At 66.9% G+C, this 21703-nt stretch carries 20 protein-coding genes; 10 read left to right on the plus strand and 10 right to left on the minus strand.

Going from position 1 to position 21703, the window contains the following annotated elements; translation table 11 throughout:
- Positions 1 to 20: 20 nt before the first annotated feature.
- The 10 genes from Pla111_RS10325 to Pla111_RS10370 form a co-directional block, all read right to left on the minus strand.
- Complete coding sequence (locus tag Pla111_RS10325) at positions 21 to 743, minus strand: DUF374 domain-containing protein (RefSeq protein ID WP_146574045.1); 723 nt, start codon at positions 741 to 743, stop codon at positions 21 to 23.
- 179 nt (positions 744 to 922) lie between these two features.
- Positions 923 to 1777 carry a FliA/WhiG family RNA polymerase sigma factor gene (locus Pla111_RS10330; RefSeq protein WP_146574047.1) on the minus strand — a complete coding sequence of 285 codons (855 nt, stop codon included), beginning with the start codon at positions 1775 to 1777 and terminating at the stop codon, positions 923 to 925.
- 213 nt (positions 1778 to 1990) lie between these two features.
- Positions 1991 to 2221 (minus strand): hypothetical protein, encoded by a 231-nt coding sequence (locus Pla111_RS10335; RefSeq protein WP_146574050.1) that lies wholly within the window; start codon positions 2219 to 2221, stop codon positions 1991 to 1993.
- 164 nt (positions 2222 to 2385) lie between these two features.
- A complete protein-coding gene (locus Pla111_RS10340; protein WP_146574052.1) occupies positions 2386 to 3519 on the minus strand; it encodes a flagellar biosynthesis protein FlhF in 1134 nt (377 codons plus the stop codon).
- 24 nt (positions 3520 to 3543) lie between these two features.
- Positions 3544 to 5637: a flagellar biosynthesis protein FlhA gene (gene flhA, locus Pla111_RS10345; RefSeq protein WP_231930949.1), complete on the minus strand. Its 2094-nt coding sequence runs from the start codon at positions 5635 to 5637 to the stop codon at positions 3544 to 3546.
- Positions 5638 to 5996: 359 nt separating this feature from the next.
- Positions 5997 to 6716, minus strand: a complete 720-nt coding sequence (locus tag Pla111_RS10350; protein WP_146574057.1) for a hypothetical protein — start codon at positions 6714 to 6716, stop codon at positions 5997 to 5999.
- Positions 6717 to 6988: 272 nt separating this feature from the next.
- Positions 6989 to 7438, minus strand: coding sequence for a hypothetical protein (locus tag Pla111_RS10355; protein ID WP_146574059.1), 450 nt, complete (start codon positions 7436 to 7438; stop codon positions 6989 to 6991).
- Complete coding sequence (locus Pla111_RS10360) at positions 7435 to 9174, minus strand: hypothetical protein (protein ID WP_146574061.1); 1740 nt, start codon at positions 9172 to 9174, stop codon at positions 7435 to 7437. Before Pla111_RS10360 ends, Pla111_RS10355 begins: the two co-directional genes overlap by 4 nt.
- Positions 9175 to 9522: 348 nt before the next feature.
- Positions 9523 to 10329 (minus strand): PEP-CTERM sorting domain-containing protein, encoded by an 807-nt coding sequence (locus Pla111_RS10365; protein WP_146574063.1) that lies wholly within the window; start codon positions 10327 to 10329, stop codon positions 9523 to 9525.
- 110 nt (positions 10330 to 10439) lie between these two features.
- Positions 10440 to 10694, minus strand: coding sequence for a hypothetical protein (locus Pla111_RS10370; RefSeq protein ID WP_146574066.1), 255 nt, complete (start codon positions 10692 to 10694; stop codon positions 10440 to 10442).
- Between the two features lie 29 nt (positions 10695 to 10723).
- Here Pla111_RS10370 and mdh point away from each other — a divergent pair, with 29 nt between their 5' ends.
- The 10 genes from mdh (at position 10724) to Pla111_RS10420 (ending at position 21667) form a co-directional block, all read left to right on the plus strand.
- The gene (gene mdh, locus Pla111_RS10375; protein WP_146574069.1) at positions 10724 to 11668 is read left to right on the plus strand and encodes a malate dehydrogenase; all 945 of its coding nucleotides are present in this window, start codon (positions 10724 to 10726) and stop codon (positions 11666 to 11668) included.
- Between the two features lie 320 nt (positions 11669 to 11988).
- Positions 11989 to 12726: an alpha/beta hydrolase gene (locus Pla111_RS10380; protein WP_146574071.1), complete on the plus strand. Its 738-nt coding sequence runs from the start codon at positions 11989 to 11991 to the stop codon at positions 12724 to 12726.
- A gap of 163 nt (positions 12727 to 12889) precedes the next feature.
- On the plus strand, positions 12890 to 15319 hold the full coding sequence (locus Pla111_RS10385; protein ID WP_146574073.1) for a tetratricopeptide repeat protein: 2430 nt from the start codon (positions 12890 to 12892) through the stop codon (positions 15317 to 15319).
- A 74-nt stretch (positions 15320 to 15393) separates the two neighbouring features.
- Positions 15394 to 15897 carry a flagellar export chaperone FlgN gene (flgN, locus tag Pla111_RS10390; protein WP_146574075.1) on the plus strand — a complete coding sequence of 168 codons (504 nt, stop codon included), beginning with the start codon at positions 15394 to 15396 and terminating at the stop codon, positions 15895 to 15897.
- Between the two features lie 55 nt (positions 15898 to 15952).
- On the plus strand, positions 15953 to 16837 hold the full coding sequence (locus tag Pla111_RS10395) for a sensor histidine kinase (protein WP_146574077.1): 885 nt from the start codon (positions 15953 to 15955) through the stop codon (positions 16835 to 16837).
- Entirely contained in the window at positions 16834 to 18327 is a 1494-nt protein-coding gene (locus Pla111_RS10400) for a sigma-54-dependent transcriptional regulator (protein ID WP_146574080.1), read from the plus strand. Before Pla111_RS10395 ends, Pla111_RS10400 begins: the two co-directional genes overlap by 4 nt.
- A gap of 257 nt (positions 18328 to 18584) precedes the next feature.
- Positions 18585 to 19070 (plus strand): flagellar basal body rod protein FlgB, encoded by a 486-nt coding sequence (locus tag Pla111_RS10405; RefSeq protein WP_146574081.1) that lies wholly within the window; start codon positions 18585 to 18587, stop codon positions 19068 to 19070.
- Positions 19071 to 19119: 49 nt separating this feature from the next.
- On the plus strand, positions 19120 to 19530 hold the full coding sequence (gene flgC, locus Pla111_RS10410; RefSeq protein WP_146574084.1) for a flagellar basal body rod protein FlgC: 411 nt from the start codon (positions 19120 to 19122) through the stop codon (positions 19528 to 19530).
- A 60-nt stretch (positions 19531 to 19590) separates the two neighbouring features.
- Positions 19591 to 19902 (plus strand): flagellar hook-basal body complex protein FliE, encoded by a 312-nt coding sequence (gene fliE, locus Pla111_RS10415; RefSeq protein ID WP_146574087.1) that lies wholly within the window; start codon positions 19591 to 19593, stop codon positions 19900 to 19902.
- Between the two features lie 100 nt (positions 19903 to 20002).
- Positions 20003 to 21667 (plus strand): hypothetical protein, encoded by a 1665-nt coding sequence (locus tag Pla111_RS10420; RefSeq protein ID WP_146574089.1) that lies wholly within the window; start codon positions 20003 to 20005, stop codon positions 21665 to 21667.
- Positions 21668 to 21703 lie beyond the last annotated feature (36 nt).

A 21703-nucleotide genomic window follows, 5' to 3' on the forward strand; every position in this document is an offset into this window, starting at 1 on the left:
ATGCCGAACAACCGGGCCACTCACGCCGCGTTGCGTGGTGACGACTGGGCGGACGCATCGTGCGGATCGGGCTGTGCCGCGCTGTCGGCTGACGGCGTGTCGGCCTGGCGGGGGTCGTGCTGGACTTCGAGCGTGCGGAGGGTTTCCTCCACGCGACGCCGGAGCGACTCGACGGTCTCGTCCGGCTCGGGGCGCAGCAGCGGGCCGAAGTACGCGTCGAACCGTGTGAAAGGCAGCGGCACCTGAAAGCGGTCCCACGCGCGACCGATCACCAGCCGCCACGTCGGTTTGACAATCACGCACACGATCGGCGTGTTGGTTTGTTGGCTGAGCGAAGCGATGCCCTTCCGCACTCGGCCCCGCGGGCCACGCGGACCATCGACCGCGATAACCGTGTTGCCTCCGCCGCGCACGTGCTGGACCATCTGCGCCAGCGCGTCGGTTCCGCCGCGGTCGCGGCCGTTGCGGGCGTTCGAGCCCCGAGCCAGCGGCACGCCGAGCACACGGAACGTGGGGACCAGCAGCTCACCGTCAGCCGATTGCGACGCCATGGCCATCGTGCCGGGCTCGCCCTTGGAACCGATCGCGAGCTGATGAGCATGCAAGATGGCATGCGAGTACGCCTCGCCCCGCTGGCGGAGCCCCGGACGCGGATCGTTCGTCGTGCGGACGCGGCAGGTCCAGCGCAGCAGCAGCACATAGGCGGCGATGAGCCAACCAACCGGGCTCGTGGGAATACGCATGGCGAAGAGTCGGAATCAGGACACGATTATCGGCTTGATGGGCCGCAGAACGTACCACGCCGACGGGCCGGGCGAGAGACCAATCCGGGCCCTAAAAACCAAACGGCCCGGCGCTCGCGCTGGGGCGATCGCCGGGCCGGTGGATCAAGGCGGCAGGAACCTTTTGTCCTGCTGCTAGCTTAGCTGACCGAGACGCCGAACTCGGGCTGACGGCGGCCGAGCTGGCCCTGCAGCCGCTGGACGATCGCCGAGTGCATCTGGCTGACACGGCTCTCGGACAGATCGAGCGTCACGCCGATCTCCTTCATCGTCAGTTCCTCATAGTAGTAGAGGATGATGATGAGCCGCTCGTTGCGGTTGAGACCCTTGGTCACCAGACGCATGATGTCTGACTTCTGCACGCGGCGCGTGGGGTCGTCGGAGCGCTTGTCTTCGAGGATGTCGATCTCGCGGACATCCTTGTAGCTGTCGGTCTCGTACCATTTCTTGTCGAGGCTGATGAGGCCGACGGCGTTCGCCTCTTGCATCATCTTCTCGAGCTCTTGGACGCTGATCTCCATGTGCTCGGAGAGCTCGATCTCGGTAGGCGTGCGTCCGTTCTTGGTTTCGAGCTGCTTGATCGCTTCGTTGAGCTTGCTGGCCTTGGAGCGGACCAAACGCGGCACCCAGTCCATGCTGCGGAGTTCGTCCAGCATCGCACCGCGGATGCGGGGTACGCAGTACGTTTCAAACTTAACGCCGCGTTCCATGTCGAAGGCGTTGATCGCGTCCATCAGGCCGAACACGCCGGCCGAGATCAAGTCGTCCAGCTCGACGCCGTCGGGCAGGCGGCTCCAGATGCGTTCGCCGTTGTACTTAACCAGCGGCAGATACTGCTCGACCAGGCGGTTGCGGAGCGCCTTGTCGGTGGGGTCCAGCTTGTACTGGCGCCAGACCTCGGCGATTTCCGCTTCGAGCTTTTCTTGGGCGGGCGTCTTAACAACCGGCTTGCGGGCAATACCGGCATAGGGCTTAGCGGAGAGCGTCGCTGACATTCACCATCCTCCGTGAATCGCTTCGGCTCCGGCTGCGGCACTGGCCCCCAACGGGGACCGGCTCAGCGGAGCATGATCGCTACGAGATCCATCTCGCGGCGTGATTATTCGCTTGGTCGCTTGGTCGCTTGGTCGCTTGGTTCTCTTCTGGCTTCACTTCGTCGCGGCTTGATCGGCTTCGCTGCCGGGCTTCACGTCTTACGCGGCGTGACGTTACGGCTCCACGTCGAGCTCGGCCAGTTGGCCTTCGAGCTGCAAGCGGACCGATTCGTCGACGGTTCGTTCGGCGATCGCTCCCACGACCGTACCAACCAAGCCCAGCAACACCGCGGCAACGATCGCTTGTTGGATCGTTCCCCCGGGCCCGGCCCCAGCGAGCGCTCCGCGAGCGAGCACCGTGGCCATCGCCAGGGCTCCCAACACGCCGCCGTAGGTCCGTGCCATGAGTCGCTATGCCCGTCGTCGGTAAAGTCAGGGTGTCTCTCCCATCTTGCCACGCCGAGGCACGAAGCCTGTGAGCGCGACGGGAGCCACTTTCTGCTATTCGGCATCGGGATCATGGCGACTTGAGACGGTTTGTCGGATTCGTCAGGGGGAAAGCAAGACTCTCAAGCCGCGAGCGGCACAAGTCGCGCAGGCCGGCTCATGCCGGAGGGCGTGGCGTCCGGAGTCGGTGCCTTTGCCAGCGGCGCAACCCGCTCGCCCAGCAGCCGTCCGGCAAGGTCCGTTGGCGTGGTCACACGCAGGTCTTCCGGCACGCTCTGACCATCGGTGAGGTGCGTCACGGGCAGCCGGATCTCGATCAGCGGCACGGCCAGATGCCCCAACGCAGGCGCTTCGTCCAGCTTGGTCAGCACCAGGCTGCTCAAGCCGACCGGGGCAAAGCTGCGCGCCGCTTGCCGCAAACCGGCCGGGGTGGTGGTGGCGCTGGCCACCAGCCGTACTTCGTTGGGCTGGGCAGCGTGGAGCAACTCGGCGAGCTGGGCGATCCGCTCGGCGTCGGTCGGGCTGCGTCCGGCGGAGTCGATCAGCACCAGATCGGCCGACGCCATGTTGGCCAGGGCGGCACGCATCTCGGCGGCCGTGTGAACCACCGCCACGGGGGCTCCCAACAGGTCGCCGAACGTGCGGAGCTGTGCTACCGCGGCGACCCGATAGGTATCGATCGTGATCATGCCGACCGACAGGCCCGCTTCGAGCGTGGCGTTGGCGGCAAGCTTGGCGAGCGTGGTGGTCTTGCCCACCCCGGTCGGACCGACCAGCGCCATGACTTTTTGCGCAGCCCCCGTGCTGGGCGGCGGGGGCGTCTCGGTGCGGGGCGTCAAACGGCGGGCCAGCCGCTGGCGGACCGCGGCGTGCAGTGTCGGCAGGTCGGTCGCCGACGTCTCGCGATGGGCTTCGCCCAGCAGCGTTTCGGTCAGCGCCGGATCAAGGCCCTGGGCCACCAGCTGATCGCGCAGCTGCCGAACCGCCAGCAGTTCGGGCGGCGCTGCGTCTGCCGGGGCCGGGTGTGTGGCGAGCGGCTGGGTGGCGGTGGACGGGGTCGGCGAGGGCCGTAGCAAACCATCCGTCAGCAGCGTCGCGGGGGGGTTCGCCGTGGCCACCACTTCCATGACTCGGGCTCGCAGCCAGCCCCGCCGCACCCAGCGGGTGTGGAGCACCGCGGCATCGTCACCGAGCTCACGCCGCGCGTAGGCGAGAGCCTCGGCAAGCGTGCGACAGTAGTAGGTGTGCAGGTTCAAGCGGCTGTTACGCGGTCGAAGAGGTTAGGCGATGTCGCTCACCACGCCGCTCGTTACGAGCGTCGTGTCGCGGGTCACTTCGTTGAAGCTCATGACCACCAGCTGTGGTAGGTGGCTCTCGGTGATCTGTTTGACGGCGGCGCGCACTTGCGGGCTGACCAGCACCACGGGCGTGTGCCCTTGGTTGATGAGCGGTTGGACGGCGTCGCGGACGCGGCCGGCGATGGCTTCCAGCAGCGCCGGCGGCAGGCGGATCATCAGGCCCCGATCGCTGTGCTCGAAGCCGTTGCGGATGCGGTCCTCGAGGGCCGGATCGAACGCCGCCACGTGCAGGCGGTTCTCCGCGTCGCGGTAGCGGGTGCACAGCTGGCGGGCCAAGCGGTGACGGACCAGCTCGGCCAGCAGGATCGGGTCTTTGCTCTTGGGGGCGTTGTCGCCGAGCACTTCGAGGATCGTTGCCAGTTGGCGGATCGAAACCTGCTCGCGGAGCAGCAAACGCAGCACGTTCTGCACCTCGCTGAGGCTCATCACGTCGGGGATCAGCTCGTCGACCACGGTCGGCGTGGCCTGCTTGAGCTCGTCGATCAGGTGCTTGGCCGCGTCGCGGGTGAGGATCTCGTCGGCGTGGCGTCGGCAGACCTCGGTCAGGTGCGTCGCGAGCACCGCGCCGGGCTCAACGACGGTCCAGCCGAGCATCTCGGCTTGGTCCTGGCGTTCGGGGGTGATCCAGCGGGCCGGCGCGCCAAAGGCCGGGTCGGTGGTCTCCAGGCCGTCGACAACGCCGCTCGTGGCACCCGAGTCGATCGCCATCATCAGCGCCGGTTCGATCGTGCCCTGGGCGATCGGCATGTCGGCGATCTTGATGCGGTAGTCGTTGGGCTCCAAACGCATGTTGTCGCGGATGCGCACCTTGGGCATCACCAGACCGATCTCGCCGGCGACGTTGCCGCGCACCTTTTGCACACGCTCCAGCAGGTCGCCTCCGCGGTTGGGGTCGGCCAGCCGAATGAGTCCCACGCCCAGTTCGATCTCCATGGGATCGACCGCCAGGCGGTCTTCGACCCGGGGCTCGGGCGGGGGGCTGGCGGCGGCCTGTTCGGCCTCGGCAGCGGCTGCCGCGGCGGCGGGGCTGGGGCCCTTGCCCACCACGCGGCTGAGCATGACACACGCGGCGCCCAGCGAAAGCAGCGGCACGGTCGGCAAGCTCGTGAACACCAAGATGCCCAAGAACCCGCCCGCCAGCGCGAGCGCCTGCGGTCGGCTGAAGATCTGGTCGATGAACTCGGCCGGCATGTTGGTCTTTTGCGTGCTCCGCGTGACGAGCAAGCCCGCGGCGATCGAGATCAAGAACGCCGGCACCTGGCTCACCAGGCCGTCGCCGATCGTCAGCCGTGTGAACAGCGAACCGGCTTCGCTGGCGCTCATGCCTTCTTCGGCGATGCCGATGATCAGTCCGCCCAGGATGTTCACCAGCGTGATGACGATGCCCGCCACGGCGTCGCCCCGGACGAACTTGCTGGCACCGTCCATGGCTCCGTAGAAGTCGGCCTGGCTGGTGATCTCGGTGCGGCGACGCTGGGCCTCGTGCTCGTCGATGATGCCCGCGTTGAGGTCCGCGTCGATCGCCATCTGCTTGCCCGGCATGCCGTCCAAAGCAAAGCGAGCGGCGACCTCGGAGATGCGCGTGGCGCCTTTGGTGATGACCATGAACTGGATCACCACGATGATGACAAAGATAATGATGCCCACGACGATCCGATCGCCCGCGACAAAGTCGCTGAAGGCCATGATCACGCCGCCGGCGGCTTCGAGCTTTTCGGACGAGGCCTTGGTCAGAATGAGCCGCGTGGTGGCCACGTTCAGCACCAGCCGCGCGAGCGTGGTGGCCAGCAGCAGCGACGGGAAGATGCTGAACTCCAGCGGCGACCGCACGTAGATGGTCGTCAGCAGCACGATCACCGAGATGGTGATGTTGCCCGCTAGCAGCAGGTCCATGATCCACGCCGGCAGCGGGGCGAGGATCACCAGCACGCTGGTGATGATCGCGACCGGCAGCGCCAGATCGGTCACCCGGGCCCACGGCCCGCGCACAGCGGTTTTAGGAGTGTTTTGCGGCACGAGCGGGGAGCGTGCGATCCTTCGCACGGAGCTGCTAGCAGGAAGCGTGACACGCCCGGCAGGCCGCATCCTGCGGCCCTAGAGCGTCGTCCCCACCGAGGGGCGGCGGAAGGTACGAGAGACCCGCCCCGCGTGTCGAGGTCCATTCGGCATCCCGCCCGCCCACGCGGGGGGGGGTGCCTCTCGCTGAGAGCGATGCCAGCGTTTCACCGCTTACCCAGGTTCACCCTCCGCAGGGAGTGGTGAAACGGGGTGAAGCGTCGTGAAACGGGATGAAGCGCTGTGAAGCGCTGTGAAGCGGTGAAACCCATGCAGCGGCAAAACGCCATGCCGCGGCGCAGTGCTGTGCGGCCGGGGTGCTACCGCGGGCGGGCGGGGCGGGCTCCTGCCATGGCCGCCAGCGCGGCCACCGCCAAGCCGAGCGTCGCGGGCTCGGGCAGGGCATTGACCGTCACCTCGAAGAACAGGTCGGTGATCGGTGCCAGCCGAAAGGGCTGGTCGTTCAGCCGTCCGCCTGACAGGCCCTCTTCATAGTCCGGCAGCGTGCCACCGAGGACAAAGAAGCTGTCGCCAAAACGCTCGGCTGAGAAGATCATCGCGTAACTCGCTCCCGCCTGGAGCACGATCCCCGCCGACGCAAAGTTGGCTGACGCCTGCAACACGCCGGGCTGCGAGAACGGGCCGCCGAAACCCGGCAACGGCTCGACCCCCTCGACCGGCACCAGCGCGAGCGGCGTGCCGACCTGTCCGGCCGCGGTGTCGAACGGCGCAATTGCCATCCGCAAGCCGAGCCCGTCGGTCTGGGCCGTCCCGGCCCGCGCGCCGGCGGTGACGCTAACGCGGAGCAGCGTGCCGCTGGTCTCGGCCAGAAAGGTCTGCGCCATTTGGCGGTCGAACCGGTCCGTGGGCAGGCCGTTGAGCTCGATGACCGCAGCGCTGTTGGCGTCGCGCGGATCCGTGGCCCGATTGGCGGCGGTGACGGTCGGCACGGCCGTGGCGGTCAGGGCACCCCCTGCCACGACGAACACCACCACAACTCGCAACGCGCTCAGCGGCGCGCTCAACGGACAAGTGAGCATCAACATGCCTTGTGAGAAAGGAAGGTTGGCGTAGCGGCGTGTTGCCCTAGCGCTGCAGCGCTAGCTTGGCAGCTTGTAACTTAGCACCAATGTAGCCGGCGGCGCTAGGGCGAGGCAATTTTCCCCGCAATCCGCCCGCCGCTGCGCAAGCCGCTTTGGCGATGCCAGCGTTTCACCGCTTACCCAGGTTCACCCTCCGCAGGGAGTGGTGAACCGCAGTGAAGCGGCGTGAAACGGTGGCGGTGCCAGTGTTCGCTGCGGCGGCCCAGCGCTCAGCGCGCTGCCACCGCCAGGGTGGACGCCTGCGTCTTGATCCAGTCAACGAGCGTGTCGTGCACGATCAGCTGCACGTCGCTCACGCGACGCACCGTCATCTGATGCGTCTTGCCGATCAGGTACCACCGCTTCGGCTCGAGGCTCAGATCGGCGTACGGGATCAACAGCGGCGGATGCAACAGGGAGAACAGCGGCATCAGCTTCAGCAGCAGCCCCTGGGGCGTAACCCCAACCGTGAGGATGCCGCGGTAAGAGTTCCAGCCGATATCGCCCCCCACCAGAAAGACCGTTTGCCAATGCGTCTGCGCGCCGGGCGGCAGCGTCTCGGGCGCGCGATACACGTCGGCAAGACGATGCCAGCGCCGCGCGTTGGCCCTACTGATCCCGACCATCAAGGCGACAAACACGCCAACGCCCACCAGTGACGACAGCAGCGAACTGATCATATTTCGTTCTTGTTAGCGAGGGCTTGTTCGTAGCGCGCAATCCGGTTGGCCAGGTGCCGACTGATGCGCTCGATGTCGGCGGGCGATTGGCTGGGGAAGAACGGCAGGTCGTCGATGGCGACGCCCATGCGGGTCAGCGCGAACCGCCAATCGTCGGCGTCGCCGGCGTTGCTCAGCAGGGGCGAGGGGCGTTGCAGAAACAGTTCGTGCACGCGCGCCGCGGCGGGCGCTCCGCCGGGCCCCAGCCGCACGAAGCCCTCGCGCACGCCCTCGACCAACGCCCGCCGCTCGCGCCACGTGGGCAGCCCCACCGCCGTCTCGAGCGCGGCCACCAGCACCGGCGTCGCGCGCTCGGGACCCTGGTCGGCCACGCGGGCGATCAGCGGTGCCGCCTCGCGGTACAGGGCGGGCGTGCTCCAGATGGTGCGAACAGCGACGGTCGGCTCGGCAAACGCCCCCGCGGGCAAACCCGCCAGCCGCTCCGCCAGCCAATGCCGCAAATCGGGCTCGCAGTGCTCCATCACGATCCGCTCGGCGAAGGCGTCGCGCACCGCCAGGGGCGTTTTAGTTTTGGAGTACACGTTCGTGAGCTTCGCTTCCAGGTCGCGCACCCGCTCGTCGGTAACGATCCGCGCGATGAGCGGATGGTCGTCTTCTTGCGCGTCGAAGAAGAACAGCCCCAGGTAATGCCGCGCCGATTCGAGCTCGACGGTCGACGCCGTCGGATCGGCCAGCGCTTGCTCGACACGCTCGCGCAGCCGCTCGATCGGCCCGGCGTCGAGCCGCGGCAGCGGCAGCTTCAACGCGGCCAGCAGCGCGGGCTCCAGGCGCAGCGCGCGATCACCCGTGCCGAGCCGCTCGCAACCAAGCTGGAACGACGGGTGGTAGATCGAGCCGAACCCCATGGCCGCGTCGAGGGCCACGTAGAACTGTCGCGCGGGGACCCGGCTCTGGAGGTAGCTCGTGCGGAAGCGGACCGCCCCGGTCGAATCGCTGATCGTGACCCGGCGGAACTCCGCGCTGGGGCCCGGCCGACGGTTCTCGATGCGCAGCACCCAGTCGGCCGCTTCGGCCGCTACCGGCTCGGCGGAGCGCAGGCGCTCGGCACCGGTCAGCCGCAGCGCCCATTGCGCCTCGACCGCCTTAGACGCCGTGCGCCCCTCGCGCGTGCGCACAAGCTGCGGGTGCTCGCGCACCAGACGCCCCGGCTCGGTCGGGAACAGCCCGGGCGACGCGTCGGCTGCGGCCAACTGTCGCTTGAAAGCGGCGGCATGAGGATTGACGCCGCCGTGGTCGGGGGGGGCGTTTACGACCGTAACGCTCTGCACTTCCGGCACGGTGAGCAACGCCGCGCACAGGTAATCGCACTCCGGTACCTCGCGGCGCTGCGGCAACTCCAGGCGGACATGGCCGGCGATCTCCAGCGGACGTTGCGCTTTAACTTCGGGCAGCAGTTGCGCCTCGTGGGCCGCGATCGCCCGGAGTCGCGCGGGTTGCATCACCGCCCAGCCCCCCAGCAGCGTCACCACCAGGGCCACCGGCAGCGAGGCCGTCGGCCAATCGGCAGGCGACACTCGCCGCACCAGCGCGGTGGCGGCCAGGTATAGGAACACCGTGGGCGCCGCCATGAGGATCAGCCCGGGCACGACCAGAGCCACGAAGCCCAACACCACCAGCTGGGGGAGCGCCAGCACCACCGCGGCCAACACGCCGGTGATCGCCAGGGCGTACTTCATGCCAGACCCTCCAGAAGCCGAGGCCATCGCGAGCCGGCCAATCGGCATGATCGCTGTAATCGCTCCCGACCGCGCTGTTGGCGCGACGCTCGGCAGTCTTCCTGAGCAAACCTAGCTCATCTGCGGAGCGCCGCCGGCAGCGAGACCGTCGTGGCGGGCCGCGCTAAAACCCGCTTCACCCGCCCCACCGCGCGACACCTGCTTCACCCGCTTCACCACTCCCAGGAGGTGGTGAACCCGGTTAAGCAGTGAAGCGCTGCGGTGCGCGTCGCGTCGCGTCGAGTCGCGTACCTGATGGGCGCTACCGCTTCAAGCACGGTGGCATAGCCCGCCGTAGCACGCCGGCGGTTACGCTCGGCGGGACGTTCTCACGCTCATCGCCGCAAGGGCCGTGGCTGCCAGGGCAAGCGCTGTCGGTTCCGGAACAACTAAAAAGGCCAGGCCCGTCGCGCGCGTCATGCTGCGCTGCACGATCGTTGTGCCTGAGCCGTCTTCTGGGTTGACCTGAAAGAGCCTGCCACGGATGTCGATGCCGAACATCGCGCCGTCCGACGGACGAACGGCAAGGTCGCCCACCGCGATCCGCTGCGTTCCGACTACGCTCGTTTGCGCTGTCTGCTTATCAACACGCACCAAGCGGCCGTTATCGGTGCCGATACCGTACATCAACCCGTCGGCATCAAACACGAGCGCTTCATCAACCCAATTGGGGGTCGTGCCGATGACGCTGAGCGTACCGACCAGGGGATCGACGAAATAAAGCACCGCTGCTTTGGCTCCGTACATTTGACCCGTGAGCGGATCGATCGCCAACGATGACAACGCCACCTCCAGACCGATGGCCGAAAGGGTTTGCCGGGTGAGTGGATTGATCGCCAACAACGACGGGTCAGCGCCCGAGCCGCCGAGGATCGCCCAGAGCACGTGAGGCTGTCGGGCCGGATCGGAAGCCAGATCGAGGATGATCCCCGGGTACGGACCCGCGGGCAGGTCAATGAGCACCGGCTGGGGTCGCCCCTCTTGGCCGACATCGATCGGAAACAACCGTTCAGCGCCGAGAAAGTCGGCCCCCCACAGCGCCTCGGCAGAAGCCCGCGCGGGGAGCTGCGCTACCGCGACGAGACACAACGCGCGAAGAGCGAGGCTTATCTTCATCGCGGCGCGTCCTGGAAAGAACCATGAGAGGGGGGGATCTCTATCCAATATATAGCCGCCAAGCGCAGCACCGCAACGCGCAGCACTACGAAGCGCTTACGCAGCCCCGCTCAATCCTCACCGCGCTTCACCCGCTTCACCTGCTTCACTCGCTTCACCCGCTTCACCACTCCCTGGAGGTGGTGAACCCGGTTAAGCAGTGAAGCGGCTTGCTCCTGGGCGTTGATGCCGCCGCGGTGCGGCGGGGCGTCGCGGCCCTTGTTGTGGCGCGCGTGTCGCGCGATACTTGCCGCTGACGGATCGATCGCGGCGCCTGCCATCGGCAGATAAGTGCTCGCGGCGATCTGGCCACACGGGCCCCTCATCCGCCGTTCCTCGAACTGTTTAGATCATCATGCGTCGCGCGAAAATCACCATTGTCGGAGCCGGTAACGTCGGAGCCACTTGTGCCCACTGGTGCGCCGCCGAGCAGCTGGGCGATATCGTCCTGCTGGACATCCCCGGCGACATGGCCGACATGCCGCGCGGCAAGGCGCTGGACCTGATGCAGTCGAGCCCCATCTTCGGCTTCGATGCGAACGTGATCGGCACCAACGACTACGCCGACAGCGCGGGGTCCGACGTGGTGGTCATCACCGCCGGCATCCCCCGCAAACCGGGCATGAGCCGCGACGACCTGCTGGCGACCAACGCCAAGATCATGACCGCCGTGTGCGAGCAGGTGAAAGCCACCAGCCCCAACGCCGTGGTGATCGTCGTCAGCAACCCGCTGGACGCCATGGTGCAGCGCGCCATGCAGGTGACCGGCTTCCCGCCGCACCGCGTGATCGGTCAAGCGGGCGTGCTCGATACGGCCCGCTACCGCACCTTCTTGGCGATGGAGTTGGGCGTGAGTGTCGAGGACATCTCGGCCCTGCTGATGGGCGGCCACGGCGACACCATGGTGCCGCTGGCCAGCTGCACCAGCGTCGGCGGCATCCCCGTCACGCAGCTGCTGGCGCAGGACAAGCTCGACGCGATCATCGATCGGGCCCGCAAGGGCGGAGCCGAGATCGTCGGCCTGCTGAAGACCGGCAGCGCGTACTACGCCCCCGCCGGTGCCACGGCCCAGATGGTCGAGGCGATCATCCGCGACAAGAAGCGCCTCATCCCCTGCGCCGCTTACTGCGACAAGGAGTACGGCGTGGGGGGCTTCTACGTGGGCGTGCCCGTCATCTTGGGCACCGAGGGCGTGGAGCGCGTGGTGGAGCTGGAGCTGACCGCCACGGAGCAAGCCGCCTTCCAGAAGAGCGTCGACGCGGTCAAAGAACTGGTCGAAACCATGGCGGCCCTCGTCTGACCGACGCCCCCACCCCCCCAGCGCGCGCGGGGCACGGCCGCCCCCCCCGTAGCCGGCACGACGCCCCGCCCCCCGCACGGACGACACGGCACGGACGCCCCCGCTGAGCACAAACGCCGCCCCGCCGCGGGGTATGCCAGCACCCCCCCACCGGGCCGGACCGCCACGGCTTGTGCTAGCGAGCCGCTAGCAAACGCAAGCCCGAAGCAGGAACTTCCCTTCGCGTTGACGCCCCCCAAGTCCCTGGCGTATAGATTTGCCCTCCGGTCCTTGATCGGTCCGTTCGCTACCCCCGCCTGTCGCACTCCGAAAGCCCGCGTATGAACCGGCTGAAGCCCGCCCCGGTGTTTGCCACGAAGCCCGCGAGCGATCTGGCGCTCGGATGCCTGACGGCAGCCCCCTGGTACGTAGACGCCCCGGCCGACACGCGCACCGCACGCCGCCACGCGACCTTCGCCCCAGCGGGCTACGAGCCCGGCTATCGCTATCCGCTGGTCGTGTGGCTGCACAGCCAAGACTCCACCGAGGCCGAGCTGCCGCAGGTGATGCCCCACATCAGCCTGCAAAACTTCGTGGCCGTCGCCCCGCGCGGCACGGCCCGGAGCACCGCCGAGGGCTACCGCTGGTCGCAGTCGCTCGACGGCATCGCCGCGGCAGAAGACGCCGTCTTCGCCTCGATCGCCAAAGCCGAACAGCACTTTGCCTTTCACAACGAGCGAGTCTTTCTGGCGGGTGTCGGAGCCGGTGGCGCCATGGCGCTGCGGATCGCGCTGCGTCAGCCCGAGTGGTTCGCCGGCGCCGCGAGCCTGGGAGGCCCCCTTCCCCGCGGCCGCCAGCCGCTGGGCCGCTTGAACGCCGCTCGGCAAATGCCGCTGCTGCTGTCCGCCGCCCGCGGCAGCCAAGAGTATCCCGAGCCCCGCATCTGCCGCGACCTGTCGCTGCTGCACAGCGCGGGCTTCAGCGTGGACCTACGCCAGTACCCCGCCGGCGACGAGGTCACGACGGGCATGCTGGAAGACCTCAACCGCTGGATCATGGGCCGCCTGGGCTGCTGCTAGCAGCCCCGCGGCACAAGCACGCCCGCACCTCTCGGGGCGCGAGCGCCTCCCGCTTGCTAGCACCGCGCCCTGCTCGCGCTGCTCGCCATGATCGCTCTGCTCGCGCTAGCGCGGCGGACGTTTCTCTTGACGGCCAGCGCGCTTCGGCGGTACTAGCCGCTGCGTGGCTAACGAAGAACCAAACGACGCCCCAAACGACGCGCCGGCCGAAGGTGACCCGGCCGCGCCGCGACCGAACCTGCTCACGCGCCTGCGCGAGTGGTCATCGACCAGCGGCCATCGCAAGCTGATCGTCTCGATCGGCCTGAGCGCAGCAGCCTTGGTGACGGTCGCCTTGTGGCTCGTGACGGCCGACATCGCCGCCGGCCCCGAAGACGCCACCATCGAACAAGCCCTTGCCGCCCTGGACATCGGCGACGAAGAGGCCGCCCGATCGTTGGTCGGACGTCTCCAACAACAATCGCCCGACGGCGACACCTACGGCGGACAGCTCTACCTGCTTGGCGCGCTGAAGATCCGCCACGCCGAACGGCAGTGGTCTCCCGAGCGCGCCCGCACCGAGTACTACGTTGCGTCGCGGTACCTGAACGAAGCGCGATCGGTCGGCTTCCCCGAGGGCCGCGAGACGCTGGGCCTGTACCTGCTGGGCAGAGCGCTGATCGAGAGTCGGCAGTTCGATGCGGGCATCGAGGCGACCATCGCCGCGATCGCTGCCGGAGACCGCGGCGCGGCACGCTCGCACCTGCTGCTGGCACGCGCCCACCGCGAGTCGCCCCGCGCACGCCACGACGAAGCGATCCGCGAGATCCAGCGCGCGCTGGAAGACCCGCAGATCACTGCCGAACAACGCACCGAAGCGCTGCTGATGATTGCCGACTCGGCCGCCAAGGCCGGGCTGCTGGATGACGCCGATCGCTACGCGGCCGAAGCGGCGAAAGACTCGCCCGACGCTGAGTCGTGGCTCATGACCGGCCAGGCGCTCGCCACGCGCCTCGCAGCCGCGGTGCGTGACAACAAGGCCGATGTCGATACCGCCACGCTCGCCCAACAAGCCACGGTGGCGTTGGAAAGAGCCCGCCGCTTGGACAAACTCGCCACCGGCGTCAGCCGGCGGAGCGAGTACCTGCTGGGACTCGTCTCTGAGCTCAAGGGCGATGAGGCTTTGGCGCTGCGACAGTACGCGGAGCTGCGGCGCAAGCACGGCTCTTCCTCACCAGGCGTCGCCGCGGCTTTGGCCGAGGGTGATCTGCTCCGCCGCCAGGGCGATCCCTCGGCACTGGAAGCCTATCGCCGGGTGCTCGACACGCTGGACGAGCCCAGCCGCTACCGCGGCACGGTGCTCTCGCTGGAAGAGGTTCGGCAACGGCTGCGTGAGGCACACCTTAACTATCTCACCGCCAATCAATTTGCTGATGCGCAAACGCTTGCTGACCGCCTCGCGCCGCCGCTCACACGGTCGGAGCAGCTCGCCCTGCGGGCAGAAACGCTGCGTCGGTGGGGTGATTGGCTCGAGGAGCGAGCCATCCAAGAGGGACGCCGCGGCGCTCCGCTGCGTTCCGAGAGCCGGCTGCGCTACCGCGAAGCGGCCGTCGCTTATGAGCAACTCGCCGAGTCGCGCTACGCCGAACGCGAGTTTATCGACGACCTGTGGGACGCCAGCGAGGCGTACCTGCAGGGACAAAGCTTCGCCGATGCGGCCCGCGTGCTGGAACGCTACCTGCGCAGCGAGCCGCAGCTGCGCAACGCCTCGGCGCTGCTGAAGCTCGGGCAGGCCCATCTTGCGCTAGGCGAATCAGCCGCCGCGCTCAACGCGTTCAACGAGTGCCTCGAATTCCACCCCGACGACGCGGCCTCGTACAACGCCCGCATCGACGCCGCCAACGCACACCTCAATCGCAATGACCCCGAAGCGGCCGAGCGGCTGCTCAACGAAAACCTCATGGGCACGGCCATGACCCCGGCCAGCCCCGAGTGGCGGGATTCAAAATTCGCGCTGGGCCGACTCTACGCCCGGCAAAATCGCTACCTCGAAGCGATCGACTGCCTGTCCGAAGCGGTGGACCGCTATCCGGACGATCCGCAGTCGCGCACCGCCCTGTATCTGATCGCTGAATCGCACCGCCACGCGGCGGCCGAACCGCTGGCAAGGCTAGCAGCCGCCAACACGGTCAACGAACGCGAACGCGCCCGGGCCGACGCCAACGATCATCTGGAGCGTGCCCTCAACCTTTACGCCGAGGTGCAGAACGAGATCACCCTGACCTCCGCCGAGGACGATCTCGACCGCGCAACGCTGCGCAACTGCTACATGATGCGGGCCTCGGTGCTGTTTGAGATGGGCCGCTACGACGAGGCGATCGAGGCCTACTCGAACGTCACCACGCTGTATCAGAACGAGCCGTTCTCGCTCGTGACCCTTGTGCAGATCTCGCACTGCCGGCGCCGCTTGCAAGACAATGTCCGCGCAAGAGGTGCCATCGAACAGGCCCGCATGCTGTTAGCGCGATTGCCACCCGAGGCCGAGTTTGCTAACTCGACCAACCTGACCCGCACTGAGTGGGACCGCCTGCTCAGCGAGCTGATGCTCTTCTGAGCCTTCAGCACTTCGCTCGCACTTCGTCCGCACGCCACCGACCTTTCCCTTTCCACCGCTCACGAGACGCGACGATGGCCTCGCCGGCAACCGAAACTCTGGCCGATCTCGTTCTCCGCCGCCGACAGCTGCTGGAGCGCCTGTTGCTGTTGTGCGGCAAACAGGGCGAACTGGTTGAAGCGGGCGCAACCGGCCCCCTGCTCACGCTCTTGGGCGCCAAGCAGAAGCTCATCGACGAACTAACCGACACGGAGCGGCTGCTGAACCCTTTCCGCGAGGAAGACCCCGCCGCACGCCAGTGGGCGTCTGCCGAGGCCCGCGCCGCGTGCGCCGACAACGCCCAGCGGTGCACCGACCTGCTGGCCGCCATCCGCGAACTGGAAGCACGCCACGGCAAGCGGATGGCCGAGCGACGCGACGTGATCGCCGATCAACTGCAAGCCATCCATCGGGGCCACCAGGTGGCAACCGCCTACGGCCCCCATACGTCGGCAGTGCCCGGTCGTCCGCGGAACATCACCCCGCACGTGGGCCCTGAAGTGCCCTCGGCAAGCAATCTGGACATGACCACGAACTAGCCGCTGCTGATCCGTCGCGTGAGCGACCCCGCCTTACTCCGTTCAACCGATCACCTTGCTCCCTCAATCCACACCGCCGCCTGCCGACGAGCCCACACCGCTCCGCGTCTTTCGCGGCGACGAGGCGGCTGAGGTCGATCTGTCGGAACTGCTCGACGCATGGCAGACCGCCACAACGCGGCTCGAGCACACCCACGCATTGCTGCAAGAAGAGGTCGCCCGACTCAACTCGGAGCTGGAGAAGAAGAACCAAGAGCTGGCTCGCAAGAACCGCATGGCGGACCTCGGCGAGATGGCGTCTCACGTTGCCCATGAAGTGCGTAACAACCTCACGCCCGTGACCCTCTACCTGAGTCTGCTGCGCCGCAAGATGGCGAGCGACAAGGCGGGTCTGGACGTCCTTCAAAAAGTCGAGGCAGGGTTCACCGCCCTGGAAGCCACCGTGAACGATCTGCTCTCCTTCAGCGCCCACCGTCAGCCCCAGTGGGGCCCGTTCCTCGTCGGCGATCTGGTCGAAGAGGTGTGCGATTCGCTCGCTCCGCAGCTCGACGCGCAAGCGATCGATGTCGAGATCGACGTCCCCCCGCACACCTCCCTAACCGCCGACCGCGAACTGCTCCGCCGCGCGCTGCTGAACCTCACGCTCAACGCGATGGACGCCATGCCGCAAGGCGGCGAGCTGGTCATCACCTCGTACGAAGGCACGACGGGCTTCGAGATTGAAGTCGCTGACAGCGGCCCCGGGCTTACCGACGAACAACAGAAGCGACTCTTTGAGCCCTTCTACAGCACCAAAGAAACGGGCACCGGCTTGGGGCTCTCGGTGGTCGCGCATGTTGCCGAAGCTCACGGCGGATCGATCACCGCGGTCAACTGCCCCGAGGGCGGAGCCGCGTTCACGATCAAGATCCCCCGCCATGCGCTGGGAGCCGCCGCTTGAGCCACACCACCGCCCCCACGCCCAGCGCTGCGGTGCTGGTTGTCGACGATCACGCCACGGCTCGACAGTCGGTGGTCGATGTTCTGCGCCAATTGGGGCATCACGCCGAAGCCTGCTCCAGCGGTGCCGAAGGACTGGCCGCGCTCGGACGCCGCGCGTTTGATGTGGTTGTGACCGACCTCCAAATGCCCGGCATGAACGGGCTTGAGCTCATCCGCGAGATCGAACGACGCCGCTATCCGGCACAGGTGCTGATGGTCACCGCCCACGCCAGCATCTCGACCGCTGTCGAGGCGATGCGGCTGGGAGCGTTTGACTACCTCGAAAAACCTTACGACGTCGATCGACTCGAGGCCTCGCTAGAGCGTGCCCTCCGCCGCGGTCGGCTCCAGGCGACGGAGCTGCTGACGCATCCCGACACCGCGTCGTCGGGCCCCGCCATGATCGGCCAGAGCGACGCGATGCGTCGCCTACGCGACCAACTCGCCCGCATCGCCGCGACCGATGAAACGGTGCTCATCTGCGGCGAGAGCGGCGTCGGCAAAGAGCTCGTCGCCCAAACGCTGCACGCCAACAGCCCCCGCAGCCACACGCCGCTCGTCAGCCTCAACTGCCCCGTGCTGTCCGAGCAGCTCACCGAGAGCGAACTCTTCGGCCACTGTCGCGGGGCCTTCACCGGTGCCGACACCGACCGTGTGGGCCGCTTCGAGCAGGCCAGCGGCGGCTCGCTGCTGCTGGACGAGGTCACCGAAATCAACCTGCCGCTCCAGGCAAAGCTGCTGCGGGTACTGCAAGAACGCTCGTTCGAACGCGTCGGATCAAGCGAAACCCGTTCGGTCGATGTCCGCGTGCTGGCGACCACCAACCGCGTGCTCGCCGACGAAGTGGCCGCAGGCCGCTTTCGCGAGGACCTCTATTTCCGCCTGAATGTGCTGCCGGTGGTCGTGCCGCCGCTGCGAGATCGCGGCACCGATGTGCTCCTGCTGGCAGAGCACTTCCTGCAGACGGCCGCCGCACGGCTCCACCGCGAGCCGCTCACCCTGGAAGCCGGCGCACGCGACGTGCTGGAAACGCACCGCTGGCCGGGCAACGTTCGCGAGCTGCACAACGTGATCACCCGGGCCTGCGTGCTAGCCGATGGCGACTCCATCTCGGCCGGCCTCATCCAGCCGTGGCTCCGCCAAGACCACGCCGGCGCTCAATGCCACAGCCCCCACACCGCCGATCGCGCTACCGCCCCCTACGCCGCCAACACAAACGCTGCTGGCCCCAACGCTGCTGCCGATCACGACTCGTCGCCCGCGACGCTCCCCTTTGGCAAGAGCCTTGCCGAGATCGAGCGTGACATGATCCTCGCGACCCTCGAACGGTTCGACGGGCATCGGGCGCAGACCGCCGAAGCCCTGGGCATTGGTGTGCGTACGCTCAGCGGCAAGCTCCGGCTGTACGGCGTCGCTCCGCGCGAGAAAGGGCTCTCCCGCGCCTCGTAGCCCCCCCGCATCAAAAACACAAGCAACGCTATCGGCAGGTTTCGCCGCCCTCTCGGCAGGGGCTGCCGATGGCGCTGCGCGGTCTCTCTCAACCGGTGACACGGGAGACGAGGGGATTCGGGGGGAGATCGGCGACTTAGTGGGCCTGCACCCGTGTGAGACCTGGTCTTGGCACACCGAATGCACGAAGTGAATCGTCCGCCGCGGCGGCCGGTCTTGTTTTGTTTCCCCCCAACGCTAGCAGTGGAGGTGGTTCGATGGCGATGCCTTGGCTCGATAACTCGTCGCTGCCCGTGCTGGAACAGGTGGTCTCGTTCACGCAAGCTCGGCACGGCGTGCTGGCGGGCAATATTGCGAACCTTAACACTCCCGGCTACAAGTCTCGCGACCTTTCGCCCGAGGCGTTCCAGCAATCGCTCCGCGAGGCGCTCTCCGCACGTCAGTCCGGAACGAGCCCTGGCGTAGCGGCCCTGCTGGGCGAGACACGCAACGCAGGAGACGAAGCCCTCCAACTCACCCGACTCACCAGCGGCACCGTTCAAGAAGGACGCCTCGACACCAAAGCACTCGCCGGCGTGAGCGCCTCGATGCGCGAGATCCTCCACCACGACGAGAGCGACATCAGCCTCGAAAACCAGATCGCACAAATCTCCAAGAACCAGAGCACCCATAACCTCGCGATCGCCATCATGCGCACTCAGTACAGCCAGTTGCGCTCGGCGATCACCGAGAACGTTAGCTAACCCCCGCGACGCCCCCCCGGCGTCGCCCCGCTCAAGGAAGAGAGGGACCATGTTCTCCGCTATCGATATCAGCACGAGCGGCCTTACTGCGCAGCGCGCGCGGTTGAACACCATCTCCGCCAATCTGGCGAACATCTCCACCACCCGTAACGAACGGGGCGAGCTGGAGCCCTACCGGCCGCGGTACGTGACCTTTCAAGCCGACACCGGGGTCAGCACGCGTGGCGGCGGCGTTGGCGTCAAGGTCGCCAAGATCGAGGAGTCGCTCGCGGCTCCCAACTACCGCTACGAGCCCGGCCATCCGGACGCTGACGGACGCGGCATGGTCGCGTACCCCAATATCGACATGACCACCGAGTTTGTTGACGCCCTCGAAGCGACGCGCGCTTACGAAGCCAATATCGGCGTCATGGAGATCTCCAAAGACCTCGGACGCCAAACGCTCCAGATCATCGCCTAACCCGGCACCGTCCGGTCGCGGCGGTGAAACACCGCGCGTCGGAGAGAGTGAGACCCCGCCATGAACCTGATCAACCCGGCCAACGGCCCGCAAGTGCTCGGTGTCAGCGCGCAATCGCTCGCCGCCGGTAACAAGCCCGACGCCACGGCGGGGGGAGCCTTCCGCGAAATGCTGGCCGGTTCGCTCGAATCGGTCAACTCGATGCAGCAGCAGGCCGACCAGGCTATCGAAACACTCTTCACCGGCGGCGATATCGACCCGGCCGAAGTGCTCACCGCCGTTCAGAAGGCCGACATGGCATTCCGCATGACCATGCAGGTTCGCAACAAGCTGATGGACGTTTACCGCGAGATCCAAGAAGTGCGGATCTAACGACCCATGACCTCCGGCGCGGGGCCGTTCGATTTGGCCTCCGCTTCCTAGCTGCTCACCGAATACCGCTCAACCGACCGTCGCTCGCCGAAAGCTTTAAATGGACTTCGTCAACCAAACCATCGCGCAGCTCAAAGAGCTGTTCGGCACGATGACCCCCGGGGCACGGATCACCGCCGGGCTGCTGCTGGCCGTTGTTGTGGTGAGCATGGGCTATCTGTTCCAGCAGTCCACCGCGGGGCCCGACGCTTATCTGTTTGGCGGTGAGGTCTTCTCGACGACGGAAATCAGTCGGATGGAAGGTGCCATGGCGACCGCCGGCATCAAGGGCTTCTCGAACGAGAACAACCGCCTCCGCGTCCCGCAGTCCCTCCGCGAGGAAGCGATCGCTGCGATCGCCTCGGCCTCGGAATTGCCGGCCGACGTGTTTGGCGAGATGGACGAGGCCATCGACGGCGGCTCTTGGCTGGACCCCTACGAGGTCAAACGCCAGCGGATGCACGCCGCCCGTGAGAAGCAAATGTCTCGCATCATCAGCAAGATGCCGTGGGTCGATCGTGCTTACGTGCTGTTCAACGAAGAAAAAGCCGCCGGCCTGCGCGGCGAACGCCGCGTCTCGGCGGCCGTGAGTGTCGAGCCCGCTGTCGGACAATCGATCACGCCCCGCCACGTGCGTGCGATCACGAGCCTCGTCAGCGGCAGCTTCGATATTCCTGCCGATAAGGTAAGCGTCACCGATCTGGGCGGCGACCTGATGGCCTCGGACGGCGTCACAGCCGACGATCACGAACAAGAGGTGTACCGCACCAAAAGCCGTCTCGAGCAACAGATCCGTAACAAGCTCGTGCAGCAGCTGAGCCATATCGAAGGGGTGGGCGTTCAAGTGAACGCCATCCTCGACGAAACCATCGAACGAACCTTCACGCTGGTGAAGCCCGAAGGACAGCGTGAATCGCTCGTCAACAACGAACGCACCGAAACCAGCAAGCAGCTACGCGGCGCTCCCGGAGGTCGGCCGGGACTCGAGGCCCAAGGCCCCGGACGACAGGGCCCCGAGGAGTCGCTCGCTCAGCAAGAGCTTAACGAAACCTCGCTGGAGAACGTCAGCAGCGAGAGTGTCATCGGATCATCGCGTGAGGAACGGGTCGAGCTCGGACCAAAACTCAAAGAGGCGTGGGCCAGCATCCGCATCCCTCGCACTTATGTCGAGAAAGTCTACCGCCAACAGAAACAGCAGGCCGGTGAAGAACCGGGCGAGACCATCTCTCGTGAAGAAACAAAGCAACTCGAAGCAGAGATCGGTCAAAGCGTTAAGCTCCTTGCCCGTGGCATCCTTCCGCAACTGGCGCTGGGAGAAGATGACTTGAAGCAGGTGCAGATCGCGTTTGTCGATGTGCTGCCCCGCCCCGAGCCCACGCCGCCCGGTGCCGTCTCTGACCTGTTCGCCATGGTGGGCCCCTACGCTAACTCGATCGGCATGGCGGGCCTGGCTGTCTTCAGCCTGGTCATGCTCCGCTCGATCGCCAGCAGCAAGGGCTCTCCCGAGCCCACCGGCAGCTTTCCCCCACTCCGGCTCGACACTGGCGGATCGGCAAGTGGCTCTTCAAAGGGCTCCGCGTCGGACGACGAGCCTGCCGACGCTGATCGCCCCCGGCTGAAGCTCAAACGAGCAGAATCGCTCAAAGACGACCTGACCGACATGGTCGGCAGCGACCCGGACGCCGCCGCCGCCATCTTGCGCAGTTGGATCAATAACGCGGGATAGTTCTCTCGGCTGCTCGCTGATGATCCAACGCCCACA

It is taken from the genome of Botrimarina hoheduenensis (genome assembly GCF_007859815.1).
Taxonomy (GTDB): domain Bacteria; phylum Planctomycetota; class Planctomycetia; order Pirellulales; family Lacipirellulaceae; genus Botrimarina; species Botrimarina hoheduenensis.

Excerpts from the sequence above, each read along its gene's own strand:
- Pla111_RS10325 (WP_146574045.1), bottom strand. The coding sequence starts at position 743 with ATGCGTATTCCCACGAGCCCGGTTGGTTGGCTCATCGCCGCCTATGTG.
- Pla111_RS10330 (WP_146574047.1), bottom strand. The coding sequence starts at position 1,777 with ATGTCAGCGACGCTCTCCGCTAAGCCCTATGCCGGTATTGCCCGCAAG.
- Pla111_RS10335 (WP_146574050.1), bottom strand. The coding sequence starts at position 2,221 with ATGGCACGGACCTACGGCGGCGTGTTGGGAGCCCTGGCGATGGCCACG.
- Pla111_RS10350 (WP_146574057.1), bottom strand. The coding sequence starts at position 6,716 with ATGCTCACTTGTCCGTTGAGCGCGCCGCTGAGCGCGTTGCGAGTTGTG.
- Pla111_RS10355 (WP_146574059.1), bottom strand. The coding sequence starts at position 7,438 with ATGATCAGTTCGCTGCTGTCGTCACTGGTGGGCGTTGGCGTGTTTGTC.
- Pla111_RS10360 (WP_146574061.1), bottom strand. The coding sequence starts at position 9,174 with ATGAAGTACGCCCTGGCGATCACCGGCGTGTTGGCCGCGGTGGTGCTG.
- Pla111_RS10365 (WP_146574063.1), bottom strand. The coding sequence starts at position 10,329 with ATGAAGATAAGCCTCGCTCTTCGCGCGTTGTGTCTCGTCGCGGTAGCG.
- Pla111_RS10370 (WP_146574066.1), bottom strand. The coding sequence starts at position 10,694 with ATGAGGGGCCCGTGTGGCCAGATCGCCGCGAGCACTTATCTGCCGATG.
- mdh (WP_146574069.1), top strand. The coding sequence starts at position 10,724 with ATGCGTCGCGCGAAAATCACCATTGTCGGAGCCGGTAACGTCGGAGCC.
- Pla111_RS10380 (WP_146574071.1), top strand. The coding sequence starts at position 11,989 with ATGAACCGGCTGAAGCCCGCCCCGGTGTTTGCCACGAAGCCCGCGAGC.
- flgN (WP_146574075.1), top strand. The coding sequence starts at position 15,394 with ATGGCCTCGCCGGCAACCGAAACTCTGGCCGATCTCGTTCTCCGCCGC.
- Pla111_RS10405 (WP_146574081.1), top strand. The coding sequence starts at position 18,585 with ATGGCGATGCCTTGGCTCGATAACTCGTCGCTGCCCGTGCTGGAACAG.
- flgC (WP_146574084.1), top strand. The coding sequence starts at position 19,120 with ATGTTCTCCGCTATCGATATCAGCACGAGCGGCCTTACTGCGCAGCGC.
- fliE (WP_146574087.1), top strand. The coding sequence starts at position 19,591 with ATGAACCTGATCAACCCGGCCAACGGCCCGCAAGTGCTCGGTGTCAGC.
- Pla111_RS10420 (WP_146574089.1), top strand. The coding sequence starts at position 20,003 with ATGGACTTCGTCAACCAAACCATCGCGCAGCTCAAAGAGCTGTTCGGC.